General features: G+C 70.6%; 19 protein-coding genes. 8 read left to right on the plus strand and 11 right to left on the minus strand.

What is annotated here, in order from left to right:
• The first annotated feature begins 142 nt into the window (after window positions 1-142).
• Window positions 143-1057 (plus strand): hypothetical protein, encoded by a 915-nt coding sequence (locus QNJ12_RS00365; RefSeq protein WP_300617346.1) that lies wholly within the window; start codon window positions 143-145, stop codon window positions 1055-1057.
• A 134-nt stretch (window positions 1058-1191) separates the two neighbouring features.
• Here QNJ12_RS00365 and QNJ12_RS00370 read toward each other — a convergent pair whose 3' ends face one another.
• From QNJ12_RS00370 to QNJ12_RS00390, 5 genes are all read right to left on the minus strand, one after another.
• Window positions 1192-3543 (minus strand): FtsX-like permease family protein, encoded by a 2352-nt coding sequence (locus tag QNJ12_RS00370; RefSeq protein WP_300617486.1) that lies wholly within the window; start codon window positions 3541-3543, stop codon window positions 1192-1194.
• The gene (locus QNJ12_RS00375) at window positions 3543-4220 is read right to left on the minus strand and encodes an ABC transporter ATP-binding protein (protein ID WP_300617349.1); all 678 of its coding nucleotides are present in this window, start codon (window positions 4218-4220) and stop codon (window positions 3543-3545) included. The genes QNJ12_RS00370 and QNJ12_RS00375 overlap by 1 nt, the downstream gene beginning before the upstream one ends.
• Window positions 4217-4837: a TetR/AcrR family transcriptional regulator gene (locus QNJ12_RS00380; RefSeq protein WP_300617352.1), complete on the minus strand. Its 621-nt coding sequence runs from the start codon at window positions 4835-4837 to the stop codon at window positions 4217-4219. Before QNJ12_RS00380 ends, QNJ12_RS00375 begins: the two co-directional genes overlap by 4 nt.
• A 90-nt stretch (window positions 4838-4927) precedes the next feature.
• Complete coding sequence (locus tag QNJ12_RS00385; RefSeq protein ID WP_300617355.1) at window positions 4928-5200, minus strand: GlsB/YeaQ/YmgE family stress response membrane protein; 273 nt, start codon at window positions 5198-5200, stop codon at window positions 4928-4930.
• A gap of 68 nt (window positions 5201-5268) precedes the next feature.
• Window positions 5269-5685 (minus strand): nitroreductase/quinone reductase family protein, encoded by a 417-nt coding sequence (locus QNJ12_RS00390; protein WP_300617358.1) that lies wholly within the window; start codon window positions 5683-5685, stop codon window positions 5269-5271.
• 116 nt (window positions 5686-5801) lie between these two features.
• Between QNJ12_RS00390 and QNJ12_RS00395 the strand changes: the two genes are divergently transcribed.
• Window positions 5802-7244: an amidase gene (locus QNJ12_RS00395; protein WP_300617361.1), complete on the plus strand. Its 1443-nt coding sequence runs from the start codon at window positions 5802-5804 to the stop codon at window positions 7242-7244.
• Window positions 7245-7525: 281 nt separating this feature from the next.
• Here QNJ12_RS00395 and QNJ12_RS00400 read toward each other — a convergent pair whose 3' ends face one another.
• From QNJ12_RS00400 to QNJ12_RS00415, 4 genes are read right to left on the minus strand one after another with little or no spacing between them, the layout of a single operon-like run.
• Window positions 7526-7654: a hypothetical protein gene (locus QNJ12_RS00400; RefSeq protein ID WP_300617364.1), complete on the minus strand. Its 129-nt coding sequence runs from the start codon at window positions 7652-7654 to the stop codon at window positions 7526-7528.
• Window positions 7644-8555 (minus strand): TIGR03564 family F420-dependent LLM class oxidoreductase, encoded by a 912-nt coding sequence (locus tag QNJ12_RS00405; RefSeq protein WP_300617367.1) that lies wholly within the window; start codon window positions 8553-8555, stop codon window positions 7644-7646. The genes QNJ12_RS00400 and QNJ12_RS00405 overlap by 11 nt, the downstream gene beginning before the upstream one ends.
• 32 nt (window positions 8556-8587) lie before the next feature.
• Window positions 8588-9598: a hypothetical protein gene (locus QNJ12_RS00410; RefSeq protein ID WP_300617370.1), complete on the minus strand. Its 1011-nt coding sequence runs from the start codon at window positions 9596-9598 to the stop codon at window positions 8588-8590.
• Window positions 9599-9617: 19 nt separating this feature from the next.
• Complete coding sequence (locus tag QNJ12_RS00415) at window positions 9618-10091, minus strand: glutathione peroxidase (RefSeq protein ID WP_300617373.1); 474 nt, start codon at window positions 10089-10091, stop codon at window positions 9618-9620.
• Between QNJ12_RS00415 and QNJ12_RS00420 the strand changes: the two genes are divergently transcribed.
• The 6 genes from QNJ12_RS00420 to QNJ12_RS00445 all read left to right on the plus strand — a co-directional run bounded on the left by QNJ12_RS00420 (window position 10085) and on the right by QNJ12_RS00445 (window position 14044).
• Window positions 10085-10795 carry a nucleoside/nucleotide kinase family protein gene (locus QNJ12_RS00420; RefSeq protein ID WP_367281730.1) on the plus strand — a complete coding sequence of 237 codons (711 nt, stop codon included), beginning with the start codon at window positions 10085-10087 and terminating at the stop codon, window positions 10793-10795. The two genes, QNJ12_RS00415 and QNJ12_RS00420, sit on opposite strands and share 7 nt — an antisense overlap.
• A 107-nt stretch (window positions 10796-10902) precedes the next feature.
• Window positions 10903-11181, plus strand: coding sequence for a MazG nucleotide pyrophosphohydrolase domain-containing protein (locus tag QNJ12_RS00425; RefSeq protein ID WP_300617380.1), 279 nt, complete (start codon window positions 10903-10905; stop codon window positions 11179-11181).
• A gap of 245 nt (window positions 11182-11426) precedes the next feature.
• Window positions 11427-11927: an NfeD family protein gene (locus QNJ12_RS00430; protein ID WP_300617382.1), complete on the plus strand. Its 501-nt coding sequence runs from the start codon at window positions 11427-11429 to the stop codon at window positions 11925-11927.
• Window positions 11924-12196: a hypothetical protein gene (locus QNJ12_RS00435; protein WP_300617385.1), complete on the plus strand. Its 273-nt coding sequence runs from the start codon at window positions 11924-11926 to the stop codon at window positions 12194-12196. Before QNJ12_RS00430 ends, QNJ12_RS00435 begins: the two co-directional genes overlap by 4 nt.
• Complete coding sequence (locus QNJ12_RS00440; RefSeq protein WP_300617388.1) at window positions 12193-13713, plus strand: SPFH domain-containing protein; 1521 nt, start codon at window positions 12193-12195, stop codon at window positions 13711-13713. Before QNJ12_RS00435 ends, QNJ12_RS00440 begins: the two co-directional genes overlap by 4 nt.
• A 19-nt stretch (window positions 13714-13732) precedes the next feature.
• Entirely contained in the window at window positions 13733-14044 is a 312-nt protein-coding gene (locus QNJ12_RS00445) for a hypothetical protein (RefSeq protein WP_300617390.1), read from the plus strand.
• 24 nt (window positions 14045-14068) lie between these two features.
• On the opposite strand, the gene QNJ12_RS00450 is transcribed toward QNJ12_RS00445, so the two are convergent.
• Window positions 14069-14920 (minus strand): penicillin-binding transpeptidase domain-containing protein, encoded by an 852-nt coding sequence (locus QNJ12_RS00450; protein WP_300617393.1) that lies wholly within the window; start codon window positions 14918-14920, stop codon window positions 14069-14071.
• A gap of 53 nt (window positions 14921-14973) precedes the next feature.
• Window positions 14974-15990 carry a L,D-transpeptidase family protein gene (locus tag QNJ12_RS00455; RefSeq protein ID WP_300617396.1) on the minus strand — a complete coding sequence of 339 codons (1017 nt, stop codon included), beginning with the start codon at window positions 15988-15990 and terminating at the stop codon, window positions 14974-14976.
• Between the last annotated feature and the right edge of the window lie 140 nt (window positions 15991-16130).

The raw sequence follows: 16130 nt of genomic DNA on the forward strand, positions 1-16130 counted from the left end.
CGGGCGCCGATCGACCCGCAACACGCAGGGCCGGCGAGCCGGTCGTCGGTTCGAGTCGAGGGCTCGGCGCCAATCCGCGGGTTGCACCATCGTGTGCGGGGCTACTGTTGCCGCAGGACCGACTCAGGCGGGAGGAGACCCCATGAAGCGCACACTTGCACTGGTTGCCGCGGCGGCATTGACGTTCGCCGCATGCGGGGGCGACGACGACGAACCGGCCGCGGACGAACCCACCGATCAGGAGAACGATGCTGCGGCCAATGAGGACGCCGCAGGCGGCAACGACGAGGAGCCGAACGAGGCACCCGCCGACGACGGCGACGACACCGACGACGGCGACGACGGCGGTGGCGACGGGAGCGACGACGGTGGCGACAGCGGCGCGAGCGACGACGGTGGCGACAGCGGCGACGGCGACGACGGCGGCGACAGCGGCGACGGCGACGACGGCGACGACGGCAACAGCATCCGGGTCAACTCGCTCGACGACGTCCCCGACAACTGCAAGGACCTCATGCGCAGCTTCCTGCGCGAGCTCGAGCCCCTGGTCGAGGACATCGACTTCCAGACTGCGACCATGGCCGACCTCGAGGCGATCGCCGACGACCTCGACGGCGCAACGGCCGACTTCGACGTCCGCGCGGCCGACGAGAACTGCGAGAACCTCGACTTCGGCAGCGATGCCGCCAGCTTCGACGCAATCGTCGAATTCGCCCGCAACGAAGCACCCGGCACGGTCGGATACTTCGAGTTCATCGCCGGCTTCATCGGTGACCTCGACACGTCCATCGTCACCGGCGAGGACGGCGATGGCGGTGACGACGACGGTGGTGACGGCGACGGTGACACTGCGTCGCCGGACGCCGGCGGTTCGTGCAACGAGGCGATCGCCGTGATCGAGCAGGCCGTCGCGGCGAGCGACAGCATGAACGATCTGCCGCTGAGTGAGATCTCGGAGCTCTCCGAGACGTTGTTCACGATCACGACCGAGTGCTCGTTCAACGAGATGGACGCCTTCTTCCAGCGCGCCGACATCGACGCCTGGCTCAACGGCTGAGCGACACCACCAGCTGATACGACCACCGCGTCGTCGCCGCGTCGTCGCCGCGCCCGCGCACAGCGCGGCCGTGCCCGACGGCATGTGCGACGACCGCCCGACGGGTGGAGCGAGGGCCGGCCGGCGGCCCGCGTCTACTCGCAGCGTTCGCGGACGACGGTTGCGAGGTCGAGGCGGCGCAGGGAGCGCAGGCCCGGCCACTGCGCGACGAGGGCGGCGCCGAGCACCAGGACGATCGCGACGACCAGCGATCGATCGCGGAGCGCGAGCTGGAACGCGAGCGACTCCATGTCGAACTGGCCGATGAACTGCCCGGCCACGATCCAGCCGAGGATCGTGCCCGGCACGGCGCCGGCGGCGACGGTCATCAAGTTCTCGATCGTCACCGTCCGTGCGATGAGCCGCCGGCCGACGCCGTTGGCCTCGAGCGTCGCGACCTCACCCGTCCGCTCGGCGATCGACACCGACACCATGTTGTAGACCAGCGCCACGGCCATCACGATCGCGAACGCCACCATCAGCCCGACGAACAGATACGTGAGGGCCATCAACTCCTCGATCGCGCGCTGCGTCGCCTGTTGATCGACGACCGCGGTGACGCCCGGCAGCGTCTGCACCTCGGCGCGGACCGCCTCGTGTGCGCTGCGGTCGGTCAGCGCGACCACGGCGGTGTCGATGGCGCCACCGGCCGCCCGCCACTGGTCGATCGAGACGTAGCTGATCGCCGGCACCGGCTCGGAGACGAAGGCGGCAACCTCTGCCTCGAACCGCTCCCCGGAGGCCAACGCGACCGTGACCCGATCCCCCGCCGACACCCTCAACTCGTCACGGGCGCGCGACCCCAGGACGATGCCCGACTCGGGCAACGGCGACTCGAACCCGTGCATCGACGTCGACGGCTCGAACGCCTGGAGCAGCTGGTCGGTCGACCGCGCGCCCGCGGCCAGGACGACGGGCGCCTCGGCGAACGGCTCGGAGCTGGCGATGTCCGGCGAGGACGCCAGCCGTGTCAGGTCGTCGTCGCGCAACTCGTCGTCGAAGCTCACGACCAGATCCCGTCGGTCGACGTCGTTGAAGGCCCGGTCGAGCAGATCGAACACGGTGTCGGACAGCCCCATCGAGACGATGACGAGCACCATCGCGAGCACGATGCCGGCGGTGGTCGACACGAAGCGGCGGCGGCTGCGGGTGACGTTGCGCAGCGCCATCCGCACCCACTGCGGGAGCTCACCGGGCCAGACCCGCTCGATCAACGACCGCCTCGACACCGCGGTCGGCGCCGGCGGCCGCATCGCCTCGGCCGGTTGGATCCGTGCTGCGGCCCGCGCGGGCAGGCCGCCGGCGAGCAGTGCGACGCCGATGGCGAACCCGAGCGACCAGACCACCGTCGCGGCAGAGAATTGCACCACCGTGATCGGCACGTTGACGAAGTCGGTGTACAGACCGCTGATCCATCGACCGAGCAGCATCCCGACCACGAGGCCAGGAATCGCACCGAGCAGCACCGCGACGAGTGCGTGGGACGTGTAGTGCCACCTGATCGTGCGGGGGCTCATGCCGTTCGCCACCATCATGCCGATCTGCGGTCGTTCGGTCCGCACGAGCCGGGAGAGCAGCACGAACGCGGCCATGCCGGCGACGGTGAGGAACAGCACCGGGAACAGGAACGACAGCTGCTCGAAGCCGGTCACATCGGCCTGGAGCGCCTGATTGCTCGCCTGGTCCGCGCGCGCGTACACATCGGATGCGCCCAGCTCGGTGAGCTCGTCCACCCAGTCCGCCGCACGCTGCGGATCGTGATCTCGCACCGAGGCCGTCACCTGGAGCGGGGCGTCCGGCGCGATCTCGCGGGCCACCGCCTCGGGTACGAACACGACGGCGAACTCGTCGGGCACGGTGAAGATCTGCTGGCGGCTGGGGGCGAGCCACACGTACTCGGCCGACGCGGCGCCACCGACGGCGCGGACGGTCCGCCAACCGTCGGCGCCGTGGATCGAGACCGGATCGCCCGGCGCGAGCCCGAACTCCTCCCACCCGTGTTGCTCGACGACCGCGACCGGCTCGGTCCCACGCGACTCGAGGCCGGTCCCGTGGAGGACCATCAGCCGGTTGAGGACCGGTTCGGCTCGCACACCGATGACCGTGCCGCGCAGTTGCTGGCCGCCGATCTCGAGCGACGCGTCGAACCGTGTGCGGGTGGCGACCGCGGTGACGTCCGGGTCACGGGCGAGCCGCTCGACCATCTCGTCGGTCGGTCCTGCGGTTGCCCACACGTCGCCGAACTCGAGCCGGTCGTACAGTTCCTCGTAGCTCGCCGCCAGATTCCCGGCGGCGTCGATGTTGGCGGCGAACAGCACGATCCCGAGGAACACGGTGACGGCGACGGCGGCGATCTGCGAGCGACGCCGCGCGAGGTCGCGCCGGGTCTTCGCCCACAGGACGCGGCGCGTCGTGCGGAGCGTCGTGCGGGGCGGCACGTCGGCCATCACGAGCGCCGATCGTCGACGATCTGCCCGTCGACCAGGTGCAGGGCCCGATCCGCCACGTCCTCGACCGCCGGGTCGTGGCTGACGACGATCACCGTGCGGCCGAAGTCGCGGGCGGCGCGCTGCAGGAGGTCGAGCACCTCGGCACCGTTCGCCCGGTCGAGCGCACCGGTCGGCTCGTCGCAGAGCAGGACGGGCGTCTGCTTGGCCAGCGCCCGCGCGATCGCGACCCGCTGCTGCTGGCCGCCAGACAGTTGGGACGGGAAGTGATCGACGCGATCGTCGAGTCCCACCGCCGCGAGCGCCTCGACCGAGCGGACGTGGGCACCGTCGCCGGTGAGGCGGGCGATCAGCTCGACGTTCTCGAGCGCCGTGAGGGTGGGGACCAGGTTGAAGAACTGGAAGACGAAGCCGACCTTGTCACGGCGATAGGCCGTGAGGCCGTCGCGGTCGAGCGAGCCGAGGTCGACACCGTCGACGCTGATCCGGCCGCCGGTCGGCGCGTCCATCGCTCCGATCATGTTGAGCAGCGTCGTCTTGCCAGAGCCCGACGGCCCGACGAGCGCGACGAACTGACCGACGGGGATCTCGAGGTCGACCCCGTCGAGCGCCAGCACGGCGGTTGCCCCCTCCCCGTAGACCCGCGAGACCTTGCGGGCATCGATCAGCGCCGTCATCGCACGTCCTCCCGGTCGATCAGCAGCGCGTGGCTGAGCAGGTCGAGCTCGGCTCGCGCCCAGCGGGCCAGCACCGCCTCGTCGGTCAGGTCGCCGCCCAGCCGCTCCTCGACGAGCGGTCGCATCAGCAACAGTCCGACCTCCATCGCCATCAGGAGCAGGGCCGTCATCTCGGGATCGTCGGGGCGTCGGGCGACCCCGGACTCGACCAGAGCGGGGAGCATCCGGTCGGTCACCTCGAGCAGCTCGGCGAACCACCATCGGCCGACCTCGCCACCCGACTGCAGTGAGCGGGCCACGTAGGCGAGCGCCGGGCCGAGGTCGGTGTGGCCGAGCAGCGCCTGCACGCCACCGCCTCGCGGGTCCTCCGTGATCGCGTCGGCAGCGGCCGAGATCGTCACCCGCACGTGGGCGTCGCACGCCTCGATCAGCCCTGCCTTCGAACCGAAGTGGTGGATGACGAGCGCCGCCGACACGTCGGCCCGTTCGGCGACGGCCCGCACGGTGGTGCCGTCCGGGCCACCGCGGCCGACCAAGTCGACCGCGGCGTGGATGATCGCCTCACGGCCGGGCGCGTCGTCGGAGGAGCCGGACGAGGACGCGGCCGCTGAACACATGTTCAGCATGGTACTGAACAAACGTTCAGTCTGCTAGGGCCGAAAGTCTCGTCCCGGGGTCGGCCGGGCGCCGCACTGGGTGGCGAGGGCTCAGCGGCGCGCCGGGCGGCGCGGGCCGCGCCCGGCGAGCGCTTGGAGCACGAGCAGGAGGAGCACTGCGCCGAGCGCGGCGACGCCGATGCTGCGGAGCGAGAACTCGTCGACGCCGTCGGCGTCGATCAGCGACATCAGGCCGCCGCCGATGATCGCGCCGAGCACGCCGACGACCATCGTGTAGATGCAGCCGGTGCGGTCGTCCTTGACGATCCAGCGGGCGATCCCACCGGCGAGGAGACCGACGACGATCCAGCCGAGGATGTTCACACGGTCATCGTACGACGATCGCGCGGATGTGACGTCGGGTCGGTTCGACGGCCCGGGACGCGGTTCGATCAGGCTCGTTCGAGCACCACGACCGGGATCACCCGGTCGCCCGCGGAGACCTCGTACTGCGCGAACTGCGGGATCGCGGCCTTCTGGGCGTCGTAGATGCGGTTGCGCTCGTCGCCTTCGGTGACCCGGGCGCGCACGGCGACGGTCTCGGTGCCGACCTCGATGGTGGCGTCGGGATGGGCGACGATGTTGCGGTACCAGTCGGGGTGCGTCGTCGCGCCCGCCTTCGAACCGAAGACCGCCCAGCCACCGTCGACCGCCTGGTAGGCGAGCGGGTTGAGGCGTTCGAGCCCGCTCTTCGCTCCCGTCGAGTGCAGGATCAGCATGGGCATGCCCTCGAACATGCCGCCGACCTTGCCGCCGTTCTCACGGAACTCGGCGATGACCTGCTTGTTCCACTCGTTGACATCATCCATGACGGACCTCCTGTGGGTGGCGTGGATGTGACAACACGCGGGCGACGGCGAGGATTCCGGCTGCCACCAATCGGCCGCGTTGACGCGGCGGGCCCCGCGCGAGCAACGTGCACGTCATGAACGATCTGCACTGGTGGTCGGCAACCGACCTCGCGGCCGCCATCCGCGGCCACGAGGTGACCGCCCGCGATGCGCTCGAGCACCTCGTCGCGCGGGTCGAGCAGCTGGACGGGCCGATCAACGCCGTCGTCCAGTGGGACCTCGAGCGGGCCCGGACCGCAGCCGACGCGGCCGACGCGGCACTCGCCGCCGGCGAGGCGCTGGGGCCGCTGCACGGCGTGCCGATGACCATCAAGGACTCGTTCCAGACCGAGGGGTGCATCACGACGTCGGGTGCGCCCGAGCTGGCCGACCACGTGCCCGACCACGATGCCTGGCCGGTCGCCCGGTTGCGCAACGCCGGCGCGATCCCGTTCGCGAAGACGAACCTGCCGATCTTCGCCGGCGACATCCAGAGCTACAACGAGGTCTACGGCACGACCAACAACCCACACGACGTCACCCGCACCGCTGGGGGCTCGTCCGGCGGCTCGGCCGCGGCGCTGGCGATGGGATTCACCCCGCTCGAGGTCGGCTCGGACATCGGCGGCTCGATCCGCGTCCCCGCGCACTACTCGGGCGTCATGGGCCACAAGCCGAGCTACGGGATCGTGCCGGCGCACGGTCAGATTCCCGGCATGCCCGGCACGCTCAGCCAGGCCGATCTCGCGGTGTGCGGGCCGATGGCGCGCACCGTCGCCGACCTCGAGCTCGGTCTCGACGTGCTCGCCGGCCCCGACCGCTGGAACGAACCGGCGTGGCGGCTCGAGTTGCCCGCGGCCGACGCCGACGACGTGAGCGAGCTGCGCATCGCAGCGTGGTTGGACGACGAGGACTGCCCGGTCGACGCATCGACGCGCCGGGTGCTCGGCGAGCTCGTCGCCCGGATCGAGGCGGCGGGCGGCCGCGTCGACACCAGCGCACGGCCCGGGTTCACGCTGGCCAAGGCCGACCGGGTGTTCAAGCACCTGCTGTTCGCTGCGCTCGCGGGCGGTGTCCCGCGTGCGACGATCGAGGAGCTGGCGGCGGCCTCCGACGACTCGCCGCTCGGGGTCATGGCCGGCGGCACGGCGGCTCGGCATCGCGACTGGCTCGCCGACAACGAGCGCCGGCTGCAGATCCGCGAGCGCTGGCGCGAGTTCTTCCTCGACGTCGACGTGATCCTGCTGCCGGTGCAGCCCAGGGGTGCGATCCCCCACGATCACTCCGAACCACAGTGGGATCGTCGGGTCGAGATCGACGGCGTCGAACGGCCGTACCTCGACCTGTTCGGATGGACCGGTCCGGCGGGCGCCGGCATGCTGCCGGCCACCGTGGTGCCGGCCGGGCTCGGCGACGACGGCCTGCCGATCGGGGTCCAGATCGTCGGGCCCTACCTGCACGACCGGACCACGCTGCGAGCGGCCGACCTGATCAGCCACCTGGGCGGCGGCTGCCCGCGACCGGCGCTGGCCGTCTGACCCGGCCGCGCCAACCTACGCGGCGATCCCACCCCGGACGCCGTCTCAACCGGCGTCGGCCGCGAGCGTCTGACGTGTGAGCGCGAGCTCGTCGGCGTTGCCACCCATCACGACCGCAATGAAGTCGATCACGCTCACCCGAGCACCACTCCCCGACACGATCTCAACCCGCGTACGCCGCGAGCGTCTCACGCGTGAGCGCCAGCTCGTCGGCGTTGCCGCCCATGACGACCGCGGTGAAGTCGGTCGCGCTCAGCCGAGCATCGCTCCCCGACACGGTCTCAACCCGCGTACGCCGCGAGCGTCTCACGCGTGAGCGCCAGCTCGTCGGCGTTGCCACCCATGACGACCGCGGTGAAGGCGGTCGCGCTCAGCCGAGCATCACTCCCCGAGACGATCTCAACCCGCATAGGCCGCGAGCGTCTCACGCGTGAGCGCCAGCTCGTCGGCGTTGCCACCCATCACGACCGCGGTGAAGTCGGTCGCGCCTGCCTGGGCGATCGCCGCCAGCCCGTCGGTGACCTGCTGCTCGCTCCCGATCAGCGAGATCGACTCGATGCCCTGCACGCCCTCGATGTCGAGCATCGCCCGGTAGGACGGCAGCGCGGCGTAGTCCTTGAGGATCGAGCCGACGAAGTCCTTCGCCGCGGTGGTGTCGTCGGTCACCCACACCGGCAGGCTGCACACGATGCTCGGCGCCGGGCGGCCCGCCGCGTCGGCTGCCTGCTCGATCAGCGGCCGGATCTGCTGCTCGATCGTACGCGGGCCGACGCACCAGAGGATCGTGCCGTCGGTGCGGCTGCCGGCGAGGCGCAACATCTGCTCGCCCAACGCGGCCAGCATCACCGACGGCGCCTGCTCGGTCGGCCGCCCGCCCCCGCCCATGTAGCTCCAGATCTCACCCTGATGGCTGACGTTGCCCTCGTGCAGCAGGGGCAGCAGCACGTCGAGGTAGTCGATCATGTGCCGGACCGGACGGTCCCAGGTCATGCGGAGCTGGCCCTCCACGACGGGCCGGTGCGAGAGGCCGATGCCCAGGACGATTCGACCGCCGCTCGCCGCCTGCGCGGTGAGCGCCTGCGCTGCCAGCGAGCGCGGGTGACGTTCCCACGTGGGGACGACGGCGGTGCCGAGCGTGATCGTCGACGTGCGCGTCCCGGCGAGGCCGAGGGTCGCCGTGGCGTCGAGCAGCCCCGTCTGTGCGAGCCAGTACGTCGCGAACCCCTCGCTCTCGGCCTCCTCGATGTCGACGATGATCCGGTCGAGATCGGGGTTGACCAACTTGTCGGAGCCGTTGATGCCGATCCGCATGCAGGTGAGCGTACGACGGCGCGGCGTCCGCGTCAGGGTCGTGCGGCGGCTTCGGGCAGCTCGGTCAGCAAGGGTGCGATGGTCGGCTCGATCGCAGCCGCCAGGACGCGGTGGCCCTCCTCGTCGACGTGCAGGCCGTCGGCGCCGACCGGGTTCCCCTCGGTGTCGCGGCCGGGGTAGTCGTCGTAGAACCGGCGGTCGCCGTCGCTCGAGCCGTCGACCATCAACGGAGAGCGAGCGGTCTGCGTCGCGAGCAGACCCGCCTCGTCGAGCAGGCGGTTGACCTCTGCGACGCTGTCGTTGAGGTCGACGATGTCGTCGATGCTCTGGCTCACCGGATTCATCGGCAGCACGACGACGGTGCCGACGCCCGCATCGTCGAGCAGGGCGACCACGTCGCCGACACCTGCTGCGGTGGCGTCCGCGTCGGCTCCGTTGAACTGCAGGTCGATGACGCTCGGCGCGACGATCGCGATCATCGCGGCACGCTGCTCGTCGGAGTAGCGCGGCATGACCTCGGGCACGTAGGTGATCAGGCGCAGGTTGGCCGAGTAGCCCCACTGGCTGTCGGCGGTCACGGTGGCGCCCGGCTGAGCCTCGTTGACGACGGTGACGTTCACGAGGTCGTCGCGCGCCTCGAGCCGCTCCTGCAGCTGCGTCGGCCACGCGAGGGCCCGGAACTCGTCGCCGTGACCGGCGCTGGCGTCGACCGAGTTGCCGAACACGAGGATCGTGCGATCCCCGACGTCGACCGCCGTGGGGGCCGACTCGAGCGGTGCGACGGTCTCGTCGACCGTCGTGGGGGCCGACGTCGGCGGTGCGACGGTCGGCCGGGTCGTGTTCGCGCCCGTGGACGCGGTCGCCGGAGACGCGGTGGCGCCGTCACCCTCTGACGTGGCCACCACGGTCGGGGCAGCCGACGGGCTCGCTGACGCCACCGTCACCGGGACCGACGGCGCCGACGTGCCGTCGGCACCGCACGCGCCGGCGGTGAGGACCGCCACCACCCCGACCAGGGCCCGCGGGTCGAGTCGCGGGGGCATGGTGCGGACGCCGATCTCGTCAGAGCAGCTCGGGGACGACCTCGGCGACGTCCTCGGGCGTCGTCGGCGGGGCGAACCGCCGCACGATGTTGCCCTGCCTGTCGACGAGGAACTTCTCGAAGTTCCAGGTGATGTCTGGGCTGTCACCGTCGCCCGGCTGGGCGGCCTTCAGCATCGTGTAGAGCGGCGCTTCGTCGGCGCCGTTGACGTCGATCTTGGCGAACATCGGGAAGTCGACGTCGAACTCCGACGTGACGAACTCGAGGATCTCGGCCTCGGTGCCGGGCTCTTGCCCGGCGAACTGGTTGCACGGGAACCCGAGCACCTGCACGTCGTCGAACTGGTGGTGGAGCGCACGCAGACCTGCGTACTGGGGGGTGAGGCCTCAACGGCTGGCGACGTTGACGATGAGGAGCACCTGGTCGCGGAACCGGTCGAAGTCGACCTGCTCGCCGGTGATGCTCGTCATCTGGAGGTCGTAGATCGATGACATGGAGCGTGACCCTACCGGCCGGTGGTGGTGTTCTCGCCGAGCGGCGAACCGCCGCTGGGAGATCGGCCAAGATGTCGGACGTGACCACCGAGCGCCGCGTGTTGGGGATCGTCGGATGCCCCGGGTCGGGCAAGTCGACACTCGCAGCAGGGCTCGCCGCCGAACATCCCGAGACGTCGGTCGTCGTGCCGATGGACGGGTTCCACCTCGCCCAGCGCGAGCTGTTCCGGCTGGGGCGGATGAACCGCAAGGGTGCGCCCGACACGTTCGACCTCTTCGGGTACCTCGCCTTGCTCGAGCGGATCCGGACCTCGCGCGACCAGATCGTCTACGCACCCCGGTTCGATCGCCACACCGAGGAGCCGATCGCCAACGCGATCGCCATCGAGCCCCATCACACGACGATCATCACCGAGGGCAACTACCTGCTCCACAGCGGCGAGGGGTGGGAGCGAGTGCGGCCGCTGCTCGACGAGTGCTGGTACGTCGACTGCGAGTACTCGGCCCGCATCGTCCGGCTGATCGCTCGTCACATCGAGCACGGCAGGACCGGTGCTCAGGCCGCAGCGTGGGTCCACGATGTCGACGAGCCGAACTCGAGGATCATCCGGGCGGGACTCGAGACCGCCGACGTCGTCATCCGCTCCGAGGACGGCCGCCTCGCGTTCCCCCTCCCACCCGACTGGCGCACCCCCTGGTGGTAGCGGGCGCCCAGTCGGTTCAAGTTGTGTCAGACACAACGTGATGTGGGATGCAGGGCGGTCGCGACGTGTGCCTGGCACACCTCGTCACTCTGGGTACGGTCGGGGCGATGGATCTGGCCGAGCTGCAGGACGTGATCGAGCGCACGTACGGCGAGCGCGACCGCGAGCGGGGCGTGGCGCCGACCGTGGCGTGGCTGGCCGAGGAGTTCGGTGAGCTGGCCCAGGCTGTCCGCAAGGGGACACAGGCCGACCTCGAGCACGAGTTCAGCGACGTGCTCGCCTGGCTGGCCACGCTCGCCAACCAGGTCGGCGTCGACCTGACCGCCGTCGTCGACCGCTATCGCGACGGCTGCCCGAAGTGCGACTCGATCCCCTGCTCCTGCTGACCGCACGATGGGATCCGACGCACACCGGGCCCTGCTGGCGCTCGCCGACCCCGCCCGACGTCGCGACGACGACGAAGCGATCGGTCTGGATCGACGATCGCCGAGCTGCGGCCCAGGACGCGGTCGATCTCGCACGCGAGTGGGCGCATGCAGCGGCCAGCGATCCATGACGGATCGATGACGGGCGATATCACGGTTCTGACATCGCCGGAGGTTGTCGCCCACCCCGGGGATGGCATGATCAGATGTCTATGTTCATCGTCATCGGCGTCGTCGGGGCGGTGCTCCTGTTGTCGTCGCTGCTGTTCGACGACCTGATCGACGGTCTCGTCCCCGACCTCGACTTCATCTCCGGTCCGGTCATCGGGGCCTTCCTGGCCGCGTTCGGGCTGTTCGGCTGGTTCGTCGGATCCGGCCTGGAGGCACCGCTGTTGCTCGCAGGTGTGGTGGCGATCGGCGGCGGCATCGTCTTCGGGGCGTTCACGTTCCGGCTCACCATGGCGTTGATCAACCAGCCGACCGACGCGACGCCGACGACCGCGTCGCTCGTCGGCGCTTCGGGCAAGGTCGTCACGCCGGTCCGCGCCGACAGCATCGGTGAGGTCCTCGTGCTGCTGGGTGGCGCCTCCACGAAGTACACGGCGACCGCCGATACCGACCTGCCGACCGGCGCCTCGGTCGTCGTGATCGCCGTCGAGTCGCCGACCAAGGTCCGCGTCCAGGCCGAGGCGGAGTTCTGGACGTGACCAACTCGTCCCGAACCGCCGACGTCCACCACGACATCCGCCCGGTCGAGCACATCGCCGACCACGACCTCCGCCCCGCCGAGCACATCGTCCACCACGATCACCGCCCCGCCGAGCACATCGCCCACCACGACCACCGCCCCATCGAGCACATCGTCCACCACGACCACCGCCCCGTCGAGCACATCGTCCACCACGACATCCGCCCGGTCGAGCACATCGTCCACCACGACATCCACCACCCCAGCTCCATCGAAAGGACACCATGAGCCCCGTCGTCGTCTTCCTGATCGTGATCGCAGCGCTGCTCGTCTCGATCGTCGTGCTCATCGCCAGCCGCTTCAAGGTCGCGGGCCCCAACGAGGCCTTCATCGTGACGGGGCGGAAGGGCAAGGCGGTGACGAACCCCGAGACAGGTGCGATCAGCACCGACCTCTCGGGCCAGAAGGTCGTGATGGGTGCGAGCACGTTCGTGCTGCCGGTCGTGCAGAAGCTCGCCGTGCTCGATCTGTCGTCGCGCCAGATTGCGATCTCGGTCGGCTCGGCGGTGTCGGCGCAGGGCATCAAGTGCTCGCTCGAGGGCGTGGCGATCGTGAAGGTCGGCGGCACCGAGAACGCGATCCGGGCGTCGGCGCAGCGGTTCCTCGGGCAGCAGAACGAGATCGAGCCGTTCACCCAGGAGGTGCTCGCCGGCTCGCTCCGGGCGATCGTCGGCCGGCTCTCGGTGGAGGAGATCATCAAGGACCGCGCCGCGTTCGCACGCGAGGTCGCCGAGGAAGCCGAGTCGTCGCTGACCAACCAGGGGCTCGTGCTCGACACGTTCCAGCTCCAGGACATCCAGACCGAGGGCAACTACCTCAAGGACCTCGGGCGCCCCGAGGCGGCACGCGCCGAGAAGGAGGCGTCGATCGCCGAGGCCGAGGCCCGCCGGCAGTCCGAGGAGGCGCGCCTCAAGGCCGAGGAGGAGATCGCGATCGCGAACCGCGAGCTCGAGCTGCGCAAGGCCGAGATCCTCGCGGAGACCGATGCAGCAGCTGCCGACGCGCAGGCGTCGGGTCCGCTGGCGAAGGCCGCCAAGGACCAGGAGGTCATCGCGGCGCAAGAGCTGGTCGCCGAACGCGTCGCGGCGCTCAAGGAGCGCGAGCTCGACACCGAGGTCCGCAAGCCGGCTGACGCCGAGCGGTACGCGGTCGAGCAGCGGGCCGAGGCCGAGAAGACCAAGCGCGTCCGCGAGGCAGAAGCCGCCCGCATCGCGTCGATCGAGGCCGCGCAGGCGCACGCCGAGGAGGACCGGCTGGTCGGTGCCGGCGAACGACAGCGCCGCGAGGAGCTGGCCAAGGCGATCGAGCTCGAGGGCCAGGCCAAGGGTGCCGCCGAGCGGGCGCAGCGCGCCGCGGCGGCGGAGGCGCTGCAGTTGGAGGGTGACGCCGAGGCAGCCGCGATCCTCGCCCGCGGCGACGCGGAGGCAACGGCGATGGAGAAGAAGGCCGAGGCCTACGAGCAGTACGGCCAGGCGGCGATCCTCGACCTGCTCGCCGACATGCTGCCCGAACTGGTGAAGGAGGCCGCTGCGCCGCTGTCGGCGGTCGACAAGATGACCGTCATCTCGACCGATGGCGCCAGCCAGATCACCAAGAACGCTGCGCAGAACGTGACCCAGGGGCTCGAGCTCGCCAGCGATCTGCTCGGCGTCGACCTGGCCGACATGTTCAAGAACTTCGCCAACCAACAGGCCGGCGAGATCGCCGCCACCGAGATCGGCGCCGCCACCAACGGCGACGAGTGACCGCCGCCGAGCATCGACGATGAGCGACGATCAGCAGTTCCGGTTCCGGCAGATCTACGTCCGGAACCGGATGCAGCCCTCGAAGCCGTTCGAGCGGACGCGCCCCAAGATGCCGTCGGGGCCGTGGCGGGCCGCCGCGGTCATCTGCTTCCTCGTCGGTGCCGGCGTCGCATGGCTGCTGTTCGGCGATTCGAATGCGGCGGTGCTGCGCGTGCTGTTCGGCGGGCTCGTCGGGTTCGCCGTCGGGATGTACGTCGTCGAGGGCGTCTGGGAGCGGTGGTACTGGCGTCGCCACGACCCGCCCGCGTCGCCGATCGGGCCCCGCCGCTGAGCGACGGGCCGGTCCCGCGTCGGCTCAGGGAAGCGCTCCCTCGGATCGGAGGATCCTCCGGGCGATGTGCTGCCGGACGAGTGGGTCGACCTGACCTTCGAGTCCTCCGATCGCCTCGAGATCGATGTTCATCGCGAACACCCACGCCCCGTCCTCGGACTCCGTCGTGCCGACCAACCACCCGAGCGCCCGCTCCTCGGCGAGCGCCGTGCCGGTCTTGTGGGACCACGCCCACCCCTCGCCCTGCTCGCGGATCAGGATCTCGCGGACCGCGTCGACGACCTCCGCTCGGAACGGGAGCCCACCCGTCAGCATCTCCTCCAGCACGTCGAGCTGCTCGAGTGGACTGATCCGCAGCGAACCGCTGAGCCAGAACCGGTCGATGCCACCACCGGCGTCCGCGTTGCCGTAGCTGGAGCGCGCGACCCACTCGCGCATCCGATCCTCGCCGACCTCCCTCGCGAGCTGCTGGTACATCCAGACCGCCGAGACCTCGATGCCGGTCCGGAGCGAGTGGTCGCGATTCCAGACCTCCACGTCGCGCTCGACTCCGTCCCACGGCACGATCTCGTCGACGTCGTCGAGCACGCCGGTCTCGAGGATGATCATCGAGTTGAGGATCTTGAACGTCGACGCCGGCAGGCGCCGTTCGTCGGCGCGCCCCGCGTCCCAGACGTGCGTCTCGTCCGAGCCGACGGCCCGCAGCACGAACGTGCCGACGATGCCGGCGTCCTCGAACACCGCGCCCCAGTCCGGGCGCTCGACGAGGCGAGCGCTCGACACGGCCGCTCCGGTGGTGGTCGTCGACTGACCGGGTCCGGCCGCTCCGTCGCCGGACGAGCACGCCACGACGACCAGCAGGCCGACGACGAGCACCCACCGGGCTCGAACCGGCGGGAACGACCACGCGGGCTCGGCGAGTTGCGTCGTCAGGTGACGACCTTGACCGTGTCGCCGATGTCGAGCCAGCTCCAGATCAGCTCGGCGTCCTCGGGCAGCACGCGGATGCAGCCCGCCGATGCGCCGTGCAGCTCGTCGGTGCCGACGCTGTCGAGCGGCTGGACGTACTCACCGTTCGGGTACGTCGGGATGCTGTGGAACGCGATCCTCGCGCCCTGGTACTTGCCGTAGGTGAACGCGACGAAGTGGGTCATCTCGGAGTAGTCGCCCGAGATCGTCGACGAGGCCTCGAGCTCCTTCGCGTAGACCTCGTACGTCCCCGGGTCGGGCTGGGACAGCGCGGTCGTGATCGGCATCAGCTCGGTGATCTCGCCCGCCTCGCACAACCAGGTGCGCTGGTTGAACCGGTCGACGACCGCGGCACGCCCGCTGCCGGGACAGGTCGCCGGGTCGGGCGGCAACACGTCGGGACCGACCCACACGCCGAGTTGGTTGGCGGTCTGCGGGCCGACGACGCCGTCGACGACCAGGCCGTTCCGCGCCTGGAACGACTCGACCGCGGCCTCGGTGACCTCGTCGAAGACCTCGTCGGGCCCTTCCTCGAAACGGACACCCGAGGCCACGAGCTGCGACTCGAGGCAGGCGACCTCGGGGTCGGTCATGCCGACCTCGAGCCGGATCGACAGCGTGCATTCCGGGTCGACGACCGAGATCGGCTCGAGCCCCATCGTCTGCCGGACCTCGTCGGCGAGCGCCGGTGCGCCGGCATCTGACTCGCCGCCGGGGATCGCAGCGTCGATCGCAGCCGCGCCGATCGGTTGGGCCGCGGCGTCGCTGACAGCTCCGCTCGTGTCGGCCGCCTGGTCGGCCGCCGCGGCGTCGTCGTCGCCGACGGCGATACCGGGGTCGGTGGTGGCGTCGTCGGCGGGAGGGTCGACATCGGCGGAGGCGACGAACCCGGCGTCGTCCTGGGTCAGCGCGACGACGCCGGCCAATCCCGCCACGCCGACGAGCGCGGCGACGAGCACGACGTACGAGCGAGACATGACCCGGCAAGCCTACGGCCCCGTGCGACCGAGCGCCCCTCGGGCCTCCGCCCTCGACGCGCCGGCACAACTGCGTGGGCGGCAAGCGGCCGAGCGTCGAACGGAAGCACCGAAGCACGGTCGCAACAGGGGCCGGCGGC

Source organism: Ilumatobacter sp. (genome assembly GCF_030065885.1).
Lineage (GTDB): Bacteria > Actinomycetota > Acidimicrobiia > Acidimicrobiales > Ilumatobacteraceae > Ilumatobacter.

Coding starts and splice junctions, on each gene's coding strand:
- QNJ12_RS00365 (WP_300617346.1), top strand. CDS start 143: ATGAAGCGCACACTTGCACTGGTTGCCGCGGCGGCATTGACGTTCGCC.
- QNJ12_RS00370 (WP_300617486.1), bottom strand. CDS start 3,543: ATGGCCGACGTGCCGCCCCGCACGACGCTCCGCACGACGCGCCGCGTC.
- QNJ12_RS00375 (WP_300617349.1), bottom strand. CDS start 4,220: ATGACGGCGCTGATCGATGCCCGCAAGGTCTCGCGGGTCTACGGGGAG.
- QNJ12_RS00380 (WP_300617352.1), bottom strand. CDS start 4,837: ATGTGTTCAGCGGCCGCGTCCTCGTCCGGCTCCTCCGACGACGCGCCC.
- QNJ12_RS00390 (WP_300617358.1), bottom strand. CDS start 5,685: ATGGATGATGTCAACGAGTGGAACAAGCAGGTCATCGCCGAGTTCCGT.
- QNJ12_RS00395 (WP_300617361.1), top strand. CDS start 5,802: ATGAACGATCTGCACTGGTGGTCGGCAACCGACCTCGCGGCCGCCATC.
- QNJ12_RS00400 (WP_300617364.1), bottom strand. CDS start 7,654: ATGCGGGTTGAGATCGTCTCGGGGAGTGATGCTCGGCTGAGCGCGACC.
- QNJ12_RS00405 (WP_300617367.1), bottom strand. CDS start 8,555: ATGCGGATCGGCATCAACGGCTCCGACAAGTTGGTCAACCCCGATCTC.
- QNJ12_RS00410 (WP_300617370.1), bottom strand. CDS start 9,598: ATGCCCCCGCGACTCGACCCGCGGGCCCTGGTCGGGGTGGTGGCGGTC.
- QNJ12_RS00420 (WP_367281730.1), top strand. CDS start 10,085: ATGACATGGAGCGTGACCCTACCGGCCGGTGGTGGTGTTCTCGCCGAG.
- QNJ12_RS00425 (WP_300617380.1), top strand. CDS start 10,903: ATGGATCTGGCCGAGCTGCAGGACGTGATCGAGCGCACGTACGGCGAG.
- QNJ12_RS00430 (WP_300617382.1), top strand. CDS start 11,427: ATGTCTATGTTCATCGTCATCGGCGTCGTCGGGGCGGTGCTCCTGTTG.
- QNJ12_RS00440 (WP_300617388.1), top strand. CDS start 12,193: ATGAGCCCCGTCGTCGTCTTCCTGATCGTGATCGCAGCGCTGCTCGTC.
- QNJ12_RS00445 (WP_300617390.1), top strand. CDS start 13,733: ATGAGCGACGATCAGCAGTTCCGGTTCCGGCAGATCTACGTCCGGAAC.
- QNJ12_RS00455 (WP_300617396.1), bottom strand. CDS start 15,990: ATGTCTCGCTCGTACGTCGTGCTCGTCGCCGCGCTCGTCGGCGTGGCG.